The sequence below is a fragment of the Bacteroides sp. M10 genome, from assembly GCF_014334015.1.
Lineage (GTDB): Bacteria > Bacteroidota > Bacteroidia > Bacteroidales > Bacteroidaceae > Bacteroides > Bacteroides intestinigallinarum.
Genome location: NZ_CP060488.1, coordinates 1,680,253 through 1,699,761 on the forward strand (window position 1 = coordinate 1,680,253; position 19,509 = coordinate 1,699,761).

General features: G+C 40.7%; 15 protein-coding genes. 4 read left to right on the top strand and 11 right to left on the bottom strand.

Annotated elements, in window-relative coordinates:
• Window positions 1-120: 120 nt before the first annotated feature.
• From H8796_RS06110 to H8796_RS06125, 4 genes are all read right to left on the bottom strand, one after another.
• Entirely contained in the window at window positions 121-1,722 is a 1,602-nt protein-coding gene (locus H8796_RS06110) for a DUF6377 domain-containing protein (protein ID WP_117933510.1), read from the bottom strand.
• 187 nt (window positions 1,723-1,909) lie between these two features.
• On the bottom strand, window positions 1,910-2,830 hold the full coding sequence (locus H8796_RS06115; RefSeq protein ID WP_117933512.1) for a carbohydrate kinase: 921 nt from the start codon (window positions 2,828-2,830) through the stop codon (window positions 1,910-1,912).
• On the bottom strand, window positions 2,818-3,423 hold the full coding sequence (locus tag H8796_RS06120; RefSeq protein ID WP_004298060.1) for an SIS domain-containing protein: 606 nt from the start codon (window positions 3,421-3,423) through the stop codon (window positions 2,818-2,820). Before H8796_RS06120 ends, H8796_RS06115 begins: the two co-directional genes overlap by 13 nt.
• A gap of 6 nt (window positions 3,424-3,429) precedes the next feature.
• Complete coding sequence (locus H8796_RS06125) at window positions 3,430-3,963, bottom strand: TIGR00730 family Rossman fold protein (protein ID WP_004311906.1); 534 nt, start codon at window positions 3,961-3,963, stop codon at window positions 3,430-3,432.
• A gap of 105 nt (window positions 3,964-4,068) precedes the next feature.
• Here H8796_RS06125 and H8796_RS06130 point away from each other — a divergent pair, with 105 nt between their 5' ends.
• The 3 genes from H8796_RS06130 (at window position 4,069) to H8796_RS06140 (ending at window position 8,054) form a co-directional block, all read left to right on the top strand.
• Window positions 4,069-5,289: a pitrilysin family protein gene (locus H8796_RS06130; RefSeq protein ID WP_004298062.1), complete on the top strand. Its 1,221-nt coding sequence runs from the start codon at window positions 4,069-4,071 to the stop codon at window positions 5,287-5,289.
• 85 nt (window positions 5,290-5,374) lie between these two features.
• A complete protein-coding gene (locus H8796_RS06135; RefSeq protein ID WP_055167310.1) occupies window positions 5,375-6,943 on the top strand; it encodes an ATP-binding protein in 1,569 nt (522 codons plus the stop codon).
• 13 nt (window positions 6,944-6,956) lie between these two features.
• Window positions 6,957-8,054 carry an SGNH/GDSL hydrolase family protein gene (locus tag H8796_RS06140; protein WP_117933514.1) on the top strand — a complete coding sequence of 366 codons (1,098 nt, stop codon included), beginning with the start codon at window positions 6,957-6,959 and terminating at the stop codon, window positions 8,052-8,054.
• Window positions 8,055-8,157: 103 nt separating this feature from the next.
• Here the strand turns inward: H8796_RS06140 and H8796_RS06145 are convergent, their stop codons facing one another.
• From H8796_RS06145 to H8796_RS06175, 7 genes are all read right to left on the bottom strand, one after another.
• Window positions 8,158-9,057: a glycerophosphodiester phosphodiesterase family protein gene (locus H8796_RS06145; RefSeq protein ID WP_117933516.1), complete on the bottom strand. Its 900-nt coding sequence runs from the start codon at window positions 9,055-9,057 to the stop codon at window positions 8,158-8,160.
• A gap of 66 nt (window positions 9,058-9,123) precedes the next feature.
• Window positions 9,124-10,089 (bottom strand): glycerophosphodiester phosphodiesterase family protein, encoded by a 966-nt coding sequence (locus tag H8796_RS06150; protein WP_117933518.1) that lies wholly within the window; start codon window positions 10,087-10,089, stop codon window positions 9,124-9,126.
• A gap of 69 nt (window positions 10,090-10,158) precedes the next feature.
• Window positions 10,159-11,829, bottom strand: coding sequence for a PQQ-binding-like beta-propeller repeat protein (locus H8796_RS06155; protein WP_233530355.1), 1,671 nt, complete (start codon window positions 11,827-11,829; stop codon window positions 10,159-10,161).
• Between the two features lie 29 nt (window positions 11,830-11,858).
• Window positions 11,859-13,253: a RagB/SusD family nutrient uptake outer membrane protein gene (locus H8796_RS06160; RefSeq protein WP_117933522.1), complete on the bottom strand. Its 1,395-nt coding sequence runs from the start codon at window positions 13,251-13,253 to the stop codon at window positions 11,859-11,861.
• 10 nt (window positions 13,254-13,263) lie between these two features.
• Window positions 13,264-16,677 (bottom strand): TonB-dependent receptor, encoded by a 3,414-nt coding sequence (locus tag H8796_RS06165; protein WP_117933569.1) that lies wholly within the window; start codon window positions 16,675-16,677, stop codon window positions 13,264-13,266.
• 126 nt (window positions 16,678-16,803) lie between these two features.
• The gene (locus tag H8796_RS06170) at window positions 16,804-17,745 is read right to left on the bottom strand and encodes a FecR family protein (RefSeq protein ID WP_117933524.1); all 942 of its coding nucleotides are present in this window, start codon (window positions 17,743-17,745) and stop codon (window positions 16,804-16,806) included.
• Between the two features lie 149 nt (window positions 17,746-17,894).
• The gene (locus tag H8796_RS06175; protein WP_074558841.1) at window positions 17,895-18,461 is read right to left on the bottom strand and encodes an RNA polymerase sigma factor; all 567 of its coding nucleotides are present in this window, start codon (window positions 18,459-18,461) and stop codon (window positions 17,895-17,897) included.
• A gap of 397 nt (window positions 18,462-18,858) precedes the next feature.
• On the opposite strand from H8796_RS06175, the gene H8796_RS06180 reads away from it, so the two are divergent.
• Entirely contained in the window at window positions 18,859-19,479 is a 621-nt protein-coding gene (locus H8796_RS06180; RefSeq protein WP_117933526.1) for an HU family DNA-binding protein, read from the top strand.
• Window positions 19,480-19,509: the final 30 nt, after the last annotated feature.

Here is a 19,509-nt window from a genome sequence, read left to right on the forward strand (position 1 = left end):
TGTAGGCAGATGTGTGTAAAGGGCTCTTTTAGCACCAATATGAGAAAATATTATTCCCACTGCAATGAGAGAAAACAGCTTATTACAGTGGGTGTTTTTTGTTATGGTGAGAGTAGCCTTTTATTGCCCGATACGTCCCACTCTTTCTTCGAAAGAGTTACGGTTGCCAATAGCTTTGCTTCTCATTTTCGAGCGGTAATTGTAAATGGTAGACAGCGAATATTGCAAGAAATGGGCTATTTTTACACTGTCCGTGATTCCTAACCGAATTAATGCGAAGATTCTTAATTCGGGAGTCAGCAGTTTGCCTGTGCCGGGTATTATGGCATTCTCTGGTGATAAGAGCGCATTAAAGTCTGCCACGAAGTTTGGGAATAAGTTGAGGATTGTTTTGTCGAAATTATTATAAAACTCTGCTAAGTCTTCTTCTGTGTTTAGCGAAGACTTGAGGAAAGAAACCACTTTACTGATATCTTCACTCTTTGCTATTTTAAGAGCTCTTTTCTTGAAACTGTCTATTTGAGTGATATAGTTGGTATATTGTTCCATATATAATCCCACATATTCTTCCTTGATCTTATTGTTATCAGCCAGTGCAGAATTTATGTTTTGTATTTCATCCAAATGGTATGACAGGCTTTTATTGGCTTGTTCTACTTTTTTCTTTTGCTTCTTTAGTTGGGTGAAAAGTATAAATAATAGGATGCAGACAAGGCACAGCGAACTGAGTAGACTACTGATAATAACAAATTTGCGTTTTTCTTTCTCTTGAAAGGCCTTGTCAATGAAGAGATACATATCCGAGGCTTCGATAGTATTAATTCTTGCATTACATAAAATCGCATCTTCCATTGCATTTTTCATGTATGCGTATGCCCGATCTATATCTCCACTTTCAAAAATAAGTTTTGCCAATATTCGCAAAGAACGGTTTTCTCTAGTTCCGTTTATTACATCAGATATGGCGGATATGGTAAAGTACCTGACCGCATTCTTAGAGTCGCCTTTGCCTTGATAAGCGGAGGCTAATGAATAAGCTAATATACCGGCATTCCGCGAATATTGGGGATAGCTTAAATAAGCGCTGTCAAGCATATGGATGGCATCATTATATTTCTTTTTGTGTAGCAGGATAGGAGCAATTGTGAAAGCTCGTATATTGGAAGGGACTTCTGCGCATTGGAGTAAGGAGTCGCGATAAGTTTGTTCTATCAAATCATTCTTGCGTGATTCTATTTCACTGGAAGCAAAATTCTTCTGGTGATTGTAGATAGTGGCTTGCCCGAGGAAATATTCCACTTTAAGTTTGGGAGATAATAATTCATGTTGTATGGGATTGACGATGGACAATGCCTCTTTGAAAAATCCCATGGAAGATAAAATACGTGCATAGTCTAGCTTGGCTTCTATGATAAGCTCTCCATCTCCACTTTCTTGAGCTAACTCATTCATATGAATAGCATAGGTTAAAGCGGAATCTTTTTGAAAGGAAGAATAGGCGAAACATAATAATTCGGCTATTTGTACTTTTTTACGTATTTTATGATGTAACTTCAGTTCTATTTTAAGACTATCTATTTGCTCTTGCTTTTGTTCTGCATAATCTAATTTATACTTTAGGGCTTTATCTAATGTTTTTAGTAATGACTTGATTTCATCGTTAGCTGTAGCCGGATTGATAAAAATAAAGCAGAGTAATACAGGTAAAATGAACTTTCTCATGATTATATTAGATTTTATCGCTAAAGTTGAATTTGGGATAAAGGTAAATATAATATTTGATAAATGCTAGCTTGTGATTTAATTCTCATGTTTGAGATTTATAATTCCATACCGAACCGTAAAAGTAAATACCGGTTTGATATGGAATCTTTTTCAGAAATGCCTATATAAAATTAGGAAATAATTGTTATTTGTATTTTTGTGCAAACTCCACCGAAACCGAATTGCTGAAACTTCGGCAAACTTCAGCTGCGAAGTCTTTTCCGCATTGGATTATTTTATCCCAGATTTCTTCATTCAAGTTATTTAGATCGCGGTATCGGACATCGTATTTGAGTAATCCGTAGATCAGCCCTGCATTGAAGTTATCACCAGCTCCAATAGTACTGACTGCTTGTAATGGTTCTATCGGATAATCTTTATTGACCAGATTAGTGCGTAACGCTACCTTTTCCGCACCTGCAGTACAGATGAACCGGGGACAGTAGAATTTGATTTTATCCTTGTAAATCTTGTCTATATCCTGCATGTTATACATATATAGAAAATCCTCTAAAGAACCGCGTACAATGTCTGCATATTCCAGATTTTCAATAATGATCGGAGCCAGCTTCATGGCCTCGTTCTTGTGTGAAGAACGGAAATTCGGGTCATAATAGATAATGGCTTTCTTTTCACGCGCCTGATCTAGTAATTCGAGAATCTTCTCCCTTAGAACCGGATTCAGTGCGTAATAAGAACCCACCATGACAATGTCGTCTTCCTCTAGTTTCGGAAACAGAACATCCAGACGTTGCTTCGGGTAGTCTTTGTAGAAGATATATTCGGCATCACTCTGCTCGTTCAGGAAGGCTAAAGATACGGGTGATTTTCCATCCGGGAATACATTCACATGGTCCGTTGGGATATGATTCTCACGCATGAACTGCAGGATAATATTGCCTACACGATCATTTCCGGTTTCACTGATGAAGCCGACGTTTATTCCCATTCGTCCCAATGAGACAATACCGTTGAATACAGAACCTCCCGGTACGGCGGCAGAAGGCTGGTCACCTCGAAAGATGATATCGAGGATGGTCTCTCCGATACCGATTACTTTTCGCATAGTGATCTTGATTTTTCTCCCAGATAACCGCCGTGGTGACGTTTAGAATATTCAGCGATGGTAAATCCTGTTTCCTTCATGGTTTGTACTACCAATATATCTCCGATCACTGTCATGGCAGTAGTGGATGTAGTAGGAGTCATCCCTAACACACAGACTTCTGCAGGCTTACCGGTACTTAGGCAGACATCCGATTCTTTTGCCAGCGGACTATCCGGATTTCCGGTGATAACGATAAACTTCAGATCCGGGTCCAGATTATGGGCCAGGCGGGTTAATTCCACAATCTCACGTGTCTTGCCAGAGTTAGAGATCAGCAGGAGTAGATCGTTTTTTTGTAAGATACCCAAATCCCCGTGTTGCGCCTCGCTGGGATGCAGAAAGACGGATGGAATACCGGTGGAACAGAAAGTCGTAGCAATGTTCATAGCAATCTGCCCGGCTTTTCCCATACCGGAGGTTACCAGTTTTCCCTTTTTCTGATGTATTTGTTCTACAATCAGTTTCACCGCTTTTTCATAAGCGTCTGTTACGGGGATGTTGAGCACAGCTTGTGCTTCCTGTTGCAAAAGTTGTTTGATGGAGTCTATCATATAGGATCAGTTTATTTTTTCTTTTAATTCATTTAATGTGTTTGCTACTTCGTAATAGGTTGAGAAAGGCTGTCGTGCAAAACCTTTGTCCTCCAGGGTGTGGAGTGCTTTTAATAACTCGTCGTAAAAACCATATTCATTGTAGAAAATGACCTTCTTCCGGTGATATCCGATAGAGGCAGCGGCTATTACGTGGAAAATCTCATCAAGAGTACCAACGCCTCCGGGGAGTGCAACCAATACCTCCGACTTCTCCGTTATGATATCTTTGCGGTCACTCAAGTTACGGGTATGAATTTCTTCATCTAACAGAGTGCTTACCTTGCCATTCTCTTCCAGTTTGGCAGGAACTACTCCAATAACCTTACCGCCATTTTCTTTCACGGCACGAGCTATGCATTCCATTAATCCGAGGCTGGCTCCTCCATATATCAAGGTTTTGCCTGTCTGCCCCATCCATTTGCCTATTTGGCTGGCGCTTTCGAAGTACATTTTGTCAATGTTATCGGAGGCGGAACAGAATATTCCTATCTTTTCCATATACGTTGTTGCTGTTATAGTCCACAAATATCTGCAATTTTCTATAAACAGCAATAAGTTTTATTGTATTTTTGTGGCATTAATTCAATAAGGAAGTATAAAACGATGCAAGGTAACGAATATACATTGCCAAATGGCCTGCGTATTATCCATGAACCAACCCTCTCAAAAGTAGCTTATTGTGGTTTTGCGATTGATGCCGGAACCCGTGATGAGGCGGAGAATGAGCAGGGAATGGCCCATTTTGTAGAACATCTGATTTTTAAGGGAACGGAGAAGCGGAAAGCCTGGCATATCCTCAACCGGATGGAGAATGTAGGTGGTGACTTGAATGCTTACACAAATAAGGAAGAAACTGTTGTCTATGCCGCTTTCCTGAAAGAACATCTGGAACGTGCGCTTGAGTTGTTGGGGGATATTGTATTTCATTCAACCTTTCCTCAACATGAGATAGAAAAAGAAACGGAGGTCATTATCGATGAAATCCAGTCGTATGAAGATACTCCGTCGGAACTGATATTTGACGATTTTGAAGACATGATCTTCCGTAATCATCCACTGGGAAGAAACATTCTTGGTAAACCGGAACTTCTGCGGAGTTTTCGCACGGAAGATGTTCTGTCGTTTACCCGCCGTTTTTACCAACCGGGAAATATGGTGTTTTTTGTTCAGGGGCAATACGAGTTTAAGAGAATCATCCGTCTGGTAGAAAAATACCTGTTGGATATTCCTGATGTGAAGGTAGAGAATCGCCGTACACCTCCGCCTCTGTATGTGCCGGAACATTTGACAGTGGCCAGAGATACACATCAGGCGCATGTCATGATTGGTAGCCGTGGCTATAATGCGTATGATGACAAACGTACTGCACTCTATCTGCTGAATAATGTCCTTGGAGGTCCCGGAATGAATAGTAAACTGAATGTGTCCCTTCGCGAACGCAGAGGATTGGTCTATAATGTCGAATCCAATCTGACTTCCTATACGGATACGGGAGCTTTCTGTATTTATTTCGGGACGGATGTGGATGACATGGATACTTGCCTGAAATTGACCTATAAGGAACTAAAGCGGATGCGCGATACGAAGATGACTTCCTCCCAGTTGGCAGCAGCGAAGAAGCAGTTGATCGGACAAATCGGAGTAGCGTCCGATAACTTTGAGAATAATGCGTTAGGGATGGCGAAAACATTCCTGCATTATCATAAGTATGAATCATCCGAGCTTGTTTTTAAGCGTATAGAAGAGCTAACAGCAGAGATGTTGTTGGAAGTTGCCAATGAGATGTTTGCAGAGGAATACTTATCTACGTTGATTTACAAATAATTGATTGACAGATTTGCTTTCATTGCCAGAATTCGTATTTTTGTAGCAGATACGTGTGTGATAACAATCTAATAGTAGAAATTGTATGTTGGTGACGGGCAGAAAACTCCCTATCGGGATTCAGACTTTCGAAGATATCCGCAATGACGGATACTTGTATGTGGATAAGACCGCATTGATGTGGACTATAGCAAACATCGGTAAACCTTTTTTTTTAAGTCGTCCGCGCCGATTCGGAAAGAGTTTGTTAATTTCTACGTTTGAAGCCTATTTCAAGGGACGGCGTGACCTTTTCACGGGACTTGCTGTGGAACAATTAGAAAAGAAGTGGGAAGAATATCCCGTACTGCATCTGGATTTGAATGCCGAGAAATATGATTCACCGGACAGATTGGATGCTATTTTAAGTAACCAGCTAACTCAATGGGAAGCTATATATGGCAGGGGAGAAGATGAAACCACTTTGTCTTCCCGTTTCTTGGGTGTCATTCGTCGTGCCTCCGAACAAGCAGGCAGGGGTGTTGTAGTCCTGGTGGATGAGTATGATAAGCCCTTACTACAGGCTATTCAGAATGAGCCGCTTCTCGATTCTTACCGTTCTACTTTGAAAGCTTTTTACGGTGTGTTGAAGAGTGCAGACCGCTATCTTCGTTTTGCTTTTCTGACAGGTGTCACCAAATTCTCGCAAGTAAGTGTGTTTAGTGATTTGAACCAATTGAATGACATCAGTCTGAATTATGACTTCTCTACTCTTTGTGGAATCACCCGCGAAGAACTTCTTGCTAATTTTGAACCAGAGATTGCAGCTTTATCGCAAGCAAATGACATCAATACGAAAGAAGTTGTAGAAACAATGACCCGGCAGTATGACGGTTATCATTTTCATCCTAATGGAGAAGGAGTGTTCAATCCATTCAGTGTTCTGAATGCATTTTTCAGTAAAGAGTTCGGTAATTACTGGTTTCAGACCGGAACTCCTACTTTCCTTGTGGAGTTATTGAAAGAGAGCGATTATGATCTTCGCTTGTTGATGGATGGTATAGAGACAGCTGCTTCCGCTTTCACTGAATATCGTGCGGATAGGAAAAATCCTATTCCGTTGATTTATCAGAGTGGTTATTTAACCATAAAAGACTATGATAAGCGTTTTAAAATGTATCGTCTTGGTTTTCCTAACGACGAAGTGCGTTATGGTTTTCTTAACTTTCTACTACCATTCTATACGGCGGTTACAGATGAGGAACGGAGTTTTTATATTGGTAAGTTCATCCATGAATTGGAAAGTGGCAATGTTGATGCTTTCATGCACCGCTTTGAAGCTTTCTTTGCAGATTTTCCTTACGAGTTGAATGACCAGACTGAACGTCATTATCAAGTCATCATATATTTAATATTCAAGCTGATGGGACAATTTACACAGGCAGAAGTACATAGCTCACGGGGACGTGCAGATGCGGTTGTACGAACCCCGAAGTTCATCTATATTTTCGAATTCAAGCTGAATGGGACTGTTGAGCAGGCCATGGAGCAGATTGAAGAAAAAGGTTATGCTTTTCCTTATACGGCAGAGGATCAACAAGTGATAAAAGTTGGTGTAGAGTTTAGCGCAGAGAAACGAAATGTAGAGCGCTGGATGGTAGCGAAAGAAATTTAATATAAAATTGATTATGAAAAACTTAATACGAAATGTCTGGGTTTGCTTGGGGCTGATGGTGCTTCCCTTCACAGCCTCCGGACAACAAAAGGATAACATTACCTATGTGCCGGCTCAAGAGCTTTTACTGGTAGGCAAAGCAACTACCGAAGGCGAATACTTCCATCGGGTAGATACAGCCAAGTATCGTACAATGCCTCCCACAGTGAAGAAACTATTCACAAACTCTGCCGGTCTGGCTATCTCTTTTACAACGAATAGCCCCGTCATAAAAGCCAAATGGACGGTTCCTGATAATTACCAGTTACCCAATCTGACGAGAGTTGCTCAGAAAGGTCTGGATTTGTATATCAAACGGGATGGAAAATGGCAATTTGCCGGAGTAGGGATACCGGGTGGTGTGACTACGGAAAAAGTGCTTGTTGATAATATGGGTACGGAAGAGAAAGAATGCTTGCTGTATCTGCCTTTATATGATGAACTGAAAAGTCTGGAAATAGGTGTTTCTTCTGATGCACACATACGTAAAGGAGAAAATCCGTTCAAAGAAAAGATAGTGGTATACGGGTCCAGCATTTTGCAGGGAGCATCTGCCAGTCGTCCCGGGATGGCTTATCCGGCTCGTTTGTCCCGTAGCAGCGGATATAACTTTATCAATTTAGGATTGAGCGGAAACGGCAAGATGGAGAAAGAAGTTGCCGAGATGTTGGCGGATATTGATGCAGATGCTTTCATTCTGGATTGTATTCCCAATCCTTCTCCCAAAGAGATAACCGACCGGACTGTTGATTTTGTAATGACGTTGCGCCAGAAGCATCCGGATACGCCTATTATTGTGATACAGACATTGATACGTGAAACAGGTAATTTCAACCAGAAAGCTCGTGAGAATGTAAAACGGCAGAACGAGGCCATCGCTGAACAGGTAGAAGTATTGCGAAAGAAGAATGTCAAGAACCTGTATTTCATAAAAGAAGATCAATTCTTGGGAACAGACCATGAGGGGACTGTAGATGGGACCCATCCGAATGACTTGGGATTCGACCGAATGTTGAAGAAATATAAACCGGCTATCAGTAAGATTCTGAAGATCAAATTCAAGGCTGAATAACAGGAATGAAAGATTATAACAGAGACAGATAGAAAAAAATAAAGGTCAATTCATGGGGGTGAATTGGCCTTTTTCTTTTGCAAATGTGTTAAGTTGTTATTGCTTATAGTTTTCTTAAACCTTTATTTTCTAAGTATTTGATTAATTCTTGAGGGCGATCAGTTTGTATCATAGTTGCCTTATGTTCCAGTATCCATCCCCAATGCTTTTCTTTCCCTTCCAGTAGGGCGTTTTCATCATCATGTCCACCGCATAGACTATCCCATAGAGTATTCATCCATACCCGACTACCAGATTGTACAATTTTATCAATTACCTTTAAATTTGAAGTCTGTTCGTCTTTGAAGCAGAGTTCATAGGCTATTGGCGTAAAGTCTTTAATAAAACTTTCGGTCGCTTTTATATCTTCTTCTTTCCATAAATGAATGATAGGCATATAGAGCATATCGGTATTGTTTCCATATTCCTCTTGAACTTTCTCGACAGGATACCTTCCTTTTATAACCACTTGTTTTTCCATTCCACATTTTCGGATGATGGGAAGAATCTCCTTTATATATGTTCCACCTTTATCTATATTGACTAGAATACGATCTTTACATGTCATTAATGCTTCTTCTAAAGTGGGTATGGATCGGCGGGTCTTTATACCGTTTCCACTTTTCAGCACAAATTGTTTTAGTTCTGTTGCCGTATAGTTTTTAATGGCTCCTTTTCCTGTTGAAGTGCGGTCTAGCGTTGCGTCGTGCATACAAATAAAGTTGTTGTCTTTGGTTTGTTGAATGTCAAGTTCCACCATGTCTGCTCCCATCGCGATGGCATTCTCTATACATTGTATGGAGTTCTCCGGAGCATTCCTCCAGTCGCCGCGGTGAGCTATAACAAATACATATTGAGAGTTCTTGTCGTGAAGATTCCTCAATAGTTTATCAATTCTGGATTCTGCTTCAGCAGATAATGAAACCAGAAGAACTGATAATAGAAATATAATTTTCCTTGTCATACGTGCTTTTCTTAAATAAAATGTTTTGATCTATATTTGGTACCTATGAAAAACTATCCTATAAAGTTATCTTAATCCTTTTTCTTTTAAATAAGAGTTGACAAGATCAGAGTAATCAGTTTGCACAACTTCTATTTTGTTGTCTATAAAAGTTTGAAGGTGAGAATATTTACTATTCAGTAGATCGCTATCCCAATCTAAATGATTGGCATAACCTACTAACTTGACATCTTTAATAGCTCCCATTAGTTCAGTGAGAGATGCATTGTCTATTCCGAATTGTACCATTTGTACTTTACTGTAATATTTGGCGAGGACTTTTACTTCTGCTGCTGTGGATACCCATGGAAAAGGAATGGCTCCAGGGTTAATAGTATTCATTTCTTCAATATATGATGTGCTGGAACCAGTATAATAGCAAACCTGGTCGATCATCCCTTTTTCTGCAACCATTTTAATGATTTTACCTAAAAGCCCCTTCTCTTTTACATCGACACAAACATAGATTTTGTCTTTTGCAGCATCCAATACTTCCTCAAGTGTAGGCACTTTGTATTCAGTGATACCTTTAGAACCTTTTAAAAAATATTGATAAAGAGTTTGATAAGTCATATTGGCTACAGCACCAGTTCCGTTTGTTGTAGCATTAATGGTTGTATTGTGCATATTTACGATTATTCCGTCAGAAGTGGCTCTAGGGTCTATTTCAATCATATCAGCACCGACTTCTATTGCATATTGGATAGCGGGAATAGAATTTTCAGGTATTCCGTCACGTATTCCCTTATAGGTGTTGCTACGATGAGCGCAAGTCCACATTTTCAGACTTGTGTTGCTGGAAAGATTCTTTAAGTCGGTTGTTAAACTTTTAGTGTCAGGTTCTTCACCTGGATCCTCCGGGTCTTCATTATCATCCGGAGGAGTCGGCTGATTTTTGTTTTCATATTCATCATTGGAAGAGCCACAACTGGTACACATCACTTGCCCGGATACGAGTAAGATGATTGCCAAAAGAAAAAATACTTTCTTCATAGTCTTTTTATTTTATTTATTAGATAATTAGGATAGGCTATCGAAATAACCTATCCTGTTTAATTAAAGTTATCTTACTGTAGCAGTGTGCTGAGCATCTTTGGCACGCATTGGCCACCCTGTCGTTGGTAACCCTTTCACATATTTGGATGACAGGGCTACTAGTAAACTCTTTGATTCATCTTGAGTATTAGTGATCGCTACATAGATAGTACCGTCTGCATCCACTACCGGTGAACTCCAGAATTTGCCTTGTGTTGCAGCCCATTCGGATGCATAAGCACTTTCACTGTTAGCAATTGCTCCAGCTATATCAAGTACGGCAATAGCGTCGGTACCATTTGCGTCTAGGATATAGAAATTGCCACGTTCCGTACCGAACAAGATATGTCCATCCTTATCAATAACAGGAGTACTGCTGACACTTTCTGATATCTCATATTGCCATTTGATAGTTCCACCTGCTGACAATGCAACAATTCCGCCAGGCATATCTCCCTGACTCTTCAATGAGGCATATACAGTGCCATCTGTGCCGATAACGACTCCTCCCTGATCTTGTTTGCCGGTATTCTCAATAGGGGTAGTCCAACGTACACTACCGTCACTGGCAACGGAATAGATGGTAGTAGTCAGATCAGATGTATAAATCATGCCATATACATTTCCTTCATTGTCTATGGCCATTGATGCATGACAGCCGCTGTTCAAACCACTGTCAAATGCTCTCCATGCCCATGGGCTGAAAGTATTGTCATCTTTAGCCATAGTAGCTTTGGCTACACCAAACATTCCGTAGTTGGTACACATGATATACATCATTCCTTGTTTGGAGATAACAGGACCTGCATAAACACCTCCGGCAGGACCGCTGGTACCATCTGCATTAGTTAAATAGCTAACGCGGTTTCCTGTTGTTTTGTCTATTGCAATCATTGAACCGGTGCTTCCCCCATTACCACAGTATACATATTTATCATCAAATGCTGGTGACACACTACGCATTTTGGCATTGGCGGCGTTGCCTTTATTCCAAAAACCGGTAGTCGGATCATTGAAAGTAATCCATTTCTTATTTCCATCAGGATTGATAGCAAATAGTTTACCATTGCTTCCGTCACCTGTGCCAATGTAGATTGTGCCATCCGTATCTACAGACGGTGTCATGTTTGAGCCTCCTGTTGCCTGCGCTCCCCAAGATGGATTAGTCATATCGAATGCCCATTTTTCAATACCTGAAGTTACATCATAACTATGTAATATGTGGTCATTGCTATTGATGTAAACCGTTTTTTCATCAGGAGAAAGAGCAGCGGAATTGGAAACTAACTTAGCTAAATGAGTGGAGGAAGTCCATAGTAATGTGAGGTCTCCTTTTTCTACTACTTTATCGGTAATTTCAATTGTTTTCCGGTAGAGGTTCGATCTTCCACTGCTGTCGGTTATGGTCAAACTAACAACAAATATACCTTTCTCATTGTACACGTGCTTCGGGCTTTCTTCGGTAGAAGTCGTTCCGTCCCCGAAATCCCATACATAAGTAAAGTTGCCACTACCTCCATAAGATGCGTTAGTGAATTGTATTTCACCTTCTATTTGCCCTCTTTCGGGAGAGATTGAGAAAGTTGCGGAAGGAATGTCTTTTCCGGCATTGTCTTCGTTGCTGCATGCGGCAAATAATAAGAGACAAACAATATATATGAACGGACATATCCGTACTTTATTTTTAATAGTTGTCATACACATAATAATCATTTAAGGTTTTGTTATTAATTTCCTGTATATCCCGCATATCCGGGATTTTGTGGGTAGGCTGCCGTACCGGCCATGTCAATCTCATCTTGCGGAATCGGATAATACATCAGATAAGTACGACCATCAAGTGTTTCTAACAATTCTAAGCGATTCGTGCGTTTGATGTCTTGCCAGCGCATGCCTTCAGCATAAAATTCACGACGGCGTTCGTCCAAGATCAATGTCTGATATTCTTTGTCCGATAGAGCTTTGATTGCTGCTTCACTTGGAGCGGTAGTATATCTTTTTTTCATATATTCCACTAATGTGGCGGCTCCGTTCGTTTTTCCGAGAGCTTCGGCTTTTACCAGATACATTTCTGAAATACGGGAGATTACTACCGGTGTGCAGGTATAATCTGACGTTTCCGCCAATTGATAAGTCCCATTCGGATATTTGATTACGCGGTTGGCATCTTGGCTGGTGAATGTGGCTTTTGACCGTACGTCTCCTTTGCGTGAAAGAGTATTATCATCAGCAAAAAGACTACTATAACACCAATCAGATGGAGCATAATTCCATGAACCGTCAGTGTCATTAACGTATAATGTGAAGTTTAGAGGACTGGATGCTCTTGAATTATTAACATAGGCAAATATAATTTCCGGACTTGAACTTCCTGCAACCCAATTTTTAGAGAAATCCATAGCAGTGGATGCGAGCGAGAAACTAGAATTAGCTAATACTGCTTCTGCATAGTTTGCAGCATCCGTCATCTTGTTCTGGAAAAGAGCTACACGTGCAGCAAGTGCATTTGCTGCGTCAGAAGATACGTACCATTTGGAATCTGCTTTTGACAGTAAGCGAATAGCTTTACCCAAATCCTCTTCGATGAATGTCCATACTTCAGCTTCCGGAGAGATAGGAACCACCTCTTTTGAACGTTTACGCAGGATGGGGACATTTCCATAATGAGAGGCCAAACGATAATAAATAAATGCACGGAAATAGTAAGAGACACCACCTACTTTTTTCATAAGAGCACTTTCTTTGTTTTCGGAAGCTTCATAAGTTTCTACGAGAAAATTGACCTGATGTAATGTTGTAAATGAGTTTCTCCAAAAGGAGAGAATGTTAATTGCCTGATTGGTATACGAGGGAGACATTTCGCATGGGTCTGTAATTTGACCTCCTCCAGGACCTGCTTTGAAATTTTCCCCTTGTATATCATCCAACCACCAGAAAGTAAATGTATAATTTTCCATAGTGGCGTATACTCCATTTAATAGCTTTTCGAGATCATCATCCGTCAAGGCTGATTGAGGAATTGCATGTCGGGGGCTGATGTCGTCCAGCCAGTCAGAACAGCTCGTGCCGAGTACAGTTATGGTCATTAAAACCAGAGTGAATAATAGTTTTATATTTTTCATATCGTTAGTTTTAGAAGTTAATGCTTGCACCTATGATAAAACTCTTTAATGTGGCTTGTTCTCCGAAATCTGCTCCGTAGCTGTTGCCTGTCGGATTACTTTCGTATGAGAATTCCGGATCATATCCGGAATATTTAGTCAGTGTAAAAAAATTGTCGAGAGAAACAAAGATGCGAGCTCCCGTTACATGTATTTTTGACAACAGAGAATGAGGAAGGCTATATCCCAATGTGATGGTTTTGAATTTGAAATAAGAAGCATCTTCCAGATAACGGGTAGAAACAAGATTGTTTCCGAAACCACCAGTGAACGTTCCTGCCAAAGTAGGGCGTGGAACAGTGTTACTGGTTCCTTCTCCCCTCCAGTAATGGTTGGCGGCATATTTTGATATGTTATAGAACTGTTCCGAATCGACCAGTGTGCCATTTTTGTAACCTTTGATACTACTGGACGCCAAGCCGAGATGTTCCGTACCTTCTGTTCCCCCGCAGCCTTTCCACGCTGACAGGATTTTACCTCCGGCTGCAAATTGGCAGAAAATGGATAAGTCGAAGTTTTTCCAGTTCATAGTCGAAGTAATACCACCATAAATGTCTGGTGTAACCTTTCCTACATACATGCGGTCATCGTCTGTGATATCTCCATCATTGTTGTAGTCAAAGTACTTACAATCACCGGCACGTACTCCTTTAGCGTAGAGTTTGCTTGGTACTTCCTGGTCGGTTTGATAAATGCCATCTTGACGCAACATATAGAAAGCACTAACCGGTTTACCTACCATTAGAGCATGCATTACTTTACCGGTATTGGCACCACCACCGTTGATTTTCATATCAAGTACTCCATCCAATGATAACAGTTTGTTTTTTGTATAGGAGAGGTTAGTAGCAAGCTCCCATTTAAAAGGACCATCGAATATTTTACCGCTCACCATCACTTCCAATCCTTTGTTCTCCAGCGAGCCGATATTGGCTGTCCGGGTAGTATATCCTGTTGTAGCAAGAGTACTGATATTATAAAGTAATCCGCTTGTCTTTTGATAGTATCCGTCTACAGATAGCGTCAGTCGTCCGTTGAATAGCTCTGCGTTGATTCCGACATTCACCTGATTAGCTTTCTCCCAGATAAGGTCCGCAGCATCTGCTCCGATTTTAAAACCGGATGAACCATTATAAGAATTTCCTCCCGAAGTTACTAATGACATAGCTGCCCAGTTACTGATGCCATCCATACTGCCAGTCTTGCCCCAACTGGCGCGTAACTTTAAGTCATTCAGAGGCGTACCTTTAGGGAAAAATGGTTCGTTGATAATCCGCCACGCGAAAGAAGCAGAAGGAAATGTTCCATAACGTTTATCTTTTGAGAAACGTGAAGAACCGTCACGACGCATCGTTACATTTAAGATATAGCGATTATCCCAATTCAGGGCGACACGTCCGAAATAAGATTCGAGTGCATATGCATTATATCCGATACTACCTGCGTAGATATTAGAACCGGAATTTATCAGACCGAAGCTGGAAGAAGGATAAGCACCGTTTGCGTAATTATCACTATAAGCCCCAAAAGTTTCATAGTTATACTCTTCGTATGAATGACCAAGCATTGCTGAATAAGTCAGTTTATCCCAACTATTTTCATACGAAATTACGTTGTCTATAACATATCGGTAGCTTACATTTTTCTGTTCGCTAAGTGCACCCCATCCTGCATTTTTTGAACGTGCGTCATGTTTCTCTGAAATTGTTTTCTTTTCTTCATCAAGAATACCGTATATGCTGAATGAGGGGGTGTACTTGAGTCCTTTGATAGGAGTAATATCAAAACTAAGGGCAGCTACTCCTTGTTTTTTATGTACAGTCCAGTCTTCTTCATTAATCAGCATAACAGGATTATGACGACATAATTCTGTTGACATCACTGTATAGCCTCCATCTTCCCGATAAGCTCCAATCCATGGTTGTTCTTCACGCGCAGTACGAATCACTTTCAAACTGGTAGATGACTCTTCTACCTTATCAAAACGGCTGTAAGATCCCGTGAGGTTTAGATTCAGTTTAAACCATTTGTTCAGCTGATGAGTAAATTTTGCCCGTAGGTTGGTTTGCTGGAATCCGCTGGTGCGGATGATACCTTGTTGGTCGTTAAATCCCACAGAGGTGAAAAAGGTAGTTTTCTCATTACCTCCCGAGAGATTGATAGATGCCGTAGTAGAGTGTGCTATATCACGTTGAATTAGTCCGAGCCAGTCTGTTTCGGTAATCCGGTCGGGGATAAAGAATGATTTTGTGTCCTTTTTCTGCACATTCCAATTATCTACGGCTGCTTGCATAGTACGAGCATATTCTGCTACATTTGCCATTGGTATATCGTTGGCAATCCATCCAAGGCTGTGGCGTACACTGGCATTTACGCGTGTTTTACTGTTGGTGTTCCCCGATTTTGTGGTGATGATGACAACACCGTTGTTAGCTCGCGAACCATAGATGGCAGCAGCTGAAGCATCTTTCAATACGTCCATGCGTTCGATGTCGTTGGGGTTTAGCATAGGCATTGATTCACTGGGAACTCCATCGACCACATACAATGGGGTGCTGTTACCTGTGATGGATGCAATACCACGTACCCGTACACTCGGTTGTTCACCGGGGGTACCGCTGGCAGAGGCTACATTTACACCAGGAGTACGACCTTGCAGCATCTTAGCTACATTGTAGTCACTGCCTTGATCCAGATCATCCACTTTCAGGCTACTGATAGAAGTGGTTACTAGTTTTTCGGACTGGGAGCCATAGCCGACTACAACTACCTCATTTAATGCAATGCTGCTTTCTTTCAAATATATTTTCAGATTGTTTTTATTGCCAGCTTTCACTTGTTGTGAGTCAAATCCAATATAAGATACTGTTAGTGGTTGGTTAGGATCTGCTACAATGGTAAAGTTTCCGTTAATATCTGTAATGACTCCGGTTCCTTTTCCTTGCATGACATTGGCGCCAATAATAGGAATTCCACTTTCATCTAGTACGGTTCCTTTAATCGCTCTCCTTTCATTACTTCTTTGTTCTGTCTCCTGTTTTACCAATACGATGGTGTTGTTAGTAAATGAATAGGATATATTCAGAGGAGTAAATACTTGTGAGAGCACTTCGCTGATAGGCTTCTTTGTGCAGCTAATTGTAACTTTAGTCTGATCGTTAAGAACATGATTCCGGTATACAAAAGTATATCTCGTTTGCTGTTCTACTTGCTTCATGAAAGTTTTTACCGTGCCATTTTTGATATTAATGGACACATTTCCTTCTTGGGCAAACACTCCCGAAGGGAATAAAATTATAGCAGCGGATAAAATGGTAAAGTTTCTAAAAATAAGGCTGTTCCGCAGTTTCCTTCTCAATAAAAATGTTAACTTTGTGATATTCATAGTTGATAATGTTTTGATGTATAAAATTTTATCGACTTCCATACAACCAAAGGATTGGGCGATTCTTTGGTTGTTCTTTTTTGATTTTAACTACTGTGTGTTTTCCATACGCTCCTTTCTTTTAAATTAGTAAATAGTAATTATATCTTTATATATCTCGTACTTAAACCCGTATTGTATGCTTAAGGATCTTATGACATTCTGTATACTTTCGTTTCGGAAAGATCCTGATAGTAAATCTTGTGCGATTTGCTTATGATGTAATCTGATTTCCACCCCATACCATCGTTCTATCTGGGCTATTACATCAATTAATGGTGTGGATTCAAAGATGAGGTAATTATCTCTCCATCCGGCTTCAACATGGGCATCCGCTTTGCTTATTCGTAGTGTTCTGTCCATAGCGGAATAGGTTGCCTTTTGTCCAGGTGAAAGCGTATATTCATGGGGAAGTGAACCACCTGATATTCTGATTCGTCCGCTAAGTAAAGATGTTTCTACAATGTCTTTTTTATAGGTCTTTACATTGAATGAAGTTCCTACTACTTCAATTTGCAGATCGTTGATTATTACCTTGAATGGGCAATCGGGATTCTTGGCAACATCGAAAAAGGCTTCTCCTGAGAGTTTGACAAGGCGTTGATTGGAATTGTTTACATCATATTCTAGGTTTGTAGCCGCATTTAGTTGTACAAATGTACCATCAGGGAGAGCCATTTCTGCTTTACTGCCAGCTTTAACTGTTACAGCAACCATTTGACTTTCCGGGTTATTCATCCATGTATAAAGTCCAAAAGAGGATGATAGGATGATAGCGATAATGGCAGCATATTTCATATATTGCAACCAACGGCGTCTCCAGATGATTTGTTGTAGTTCCTTTCGAATTTGCTTTTTCATCATAGGAGGCATCTTTATCTCTACTGTGTCGTTTTCCATATCTATCATGGTATTCCATAACTCTTCGTCAGGTATGTTATTGAGTTCATTTCTGAACTTTCCAATATCGGAAGAGGTGATTCCTTTTTCGATGTACTGGCAATATAACTTTTTAAATTGTGGACTCATATTATTGGTGTTTCTATAGGTTATACGTAAATACATAAAGGGAGTACTAGACTTTTTTTATGTTGTATAGCATAGAAAAAGTTAGGAATAATAGGTGTTTGTAAAGTTGTGTGAAGTTTTAATTATTCCTACTGAAAGTGTTATTCTTGTTACAGGAAGAAAATAAAGAGAATATTATATTTCATCATTTCGCTGCGAAGAATCTTCAGGGCAGAAGTCAGATAGTTTTTCACCGTTTGTTCGGAGAGATCCAGTTGTTCGGCTATTTGCTTGATGGGGATATGTTTCTCCCTGCTTAATTCATAAATCTCATGTTCCCGTTGTGACAGTACTTTTTTCGATTGTTGGAGTTGTTGCAGGAATTCGTCGTACAATAAGATATCTTCCGGCGATACGTCAGTTGCCTGGTTCTCGCAGTACTCCATAAAATCCTCGAATTGCAGTTCGTTGACCTGTTTGCGGAAATAATCAATGACCTGATGTTTGGCGATGGTGAAGATGAAAGCCTGCAGATTGCCGAAGCTATTCAACTGGCTACGGTTGTCCCACAGGCGTAAAAAGGTATCCTGAACAATGTCCTGTGTCAGGGAACGATTTTTTAGTTGTTTAAGAACAAAGCTGTAAAGTCGGTCGGCATAGGCTTCATAAATCTGTGTAAAAGCCTGGTAGGAGCCGTTGCGTAGTTCTTTTATGCACTGTATTTCGTTTATTTTCATGCTTCCTGTATAGATGTAGGCGCAGACAAATGTACTGAAATAATTTAAAAATCAACAAATCTATGCGGATAAATAAAAAGGAAGCGGTATCAGTGGTTGGCAGAAGCGTTTTCATTTTGCAATTGCATTACATTTATAGATGAAGTTTTATGGTACCCCCTCTTGCTTTTCGCCTCTTAATTTTGTACCTTTACAGATTTTCCTCCTTTCACTAAGGGGATGTCACGCTATAGAGTGACATTTATCACTTTATAAGATGCCATTTGTCCTTCTATAAAGTGATAATGGTCACCTTGCAAGGTGACGACTTCCCGACTGCACAAAAATACATTAATCTCTGCACTGAAAATCCTTAATCTCTGCACTGAAAGTTCTTAATCATAGTTAGAAAAGAAAGATGGCTTATTACAATTTAAAGAAGAAACCGTCCCTCACCACGAAAGAGGGCGAGACTGAAACGATGTATGCCGACATTGTTTATAGCGGAACGATTACGGCAAAGCAGCTTATTCGGGCAGTAGCCAAGAGAACCGGATTCAAGGAGGGGATGATAGAAGGGATCCTTTCCGAGTTGCGGGACGAAACACTCGACTATCTGGGCGAGGGATTCCGGGTAGAACTGGGAGAGTTTGGATTCTTCTCCGCCAAGGTGACATCTCGTTTGGTGGAGGACAAGAAAGACTTGCGTTCCAACTCCGTTTCTTTCAACGGGGTGAACTTCCGTGCTTCTAAGGAATTCCGGACAGGCGTCCGGGGTGATCTGGAGCGTAGAAAATACATAGACTTTAATACCTCAAGAGAGTGTGACAGCGAAAAACTGAAACAGATTGTACTGCAATATATCCGGCAACATGGGTTTATTACAAGAACAACGTACACCCAACTCACAGGGCGGCTGAAGAATACCGCGCTCGCTGACCTCAAATCCTTTGCTGCCGAGGGTATTATCAAGAGGGAGGGACGGGGCAATCAGATGCACTTCATTGCACCGCCACCCAAGGGGCCGGACGGCGAGTAGTGAACTCTGAATGTACCTGTTTAACTTGCG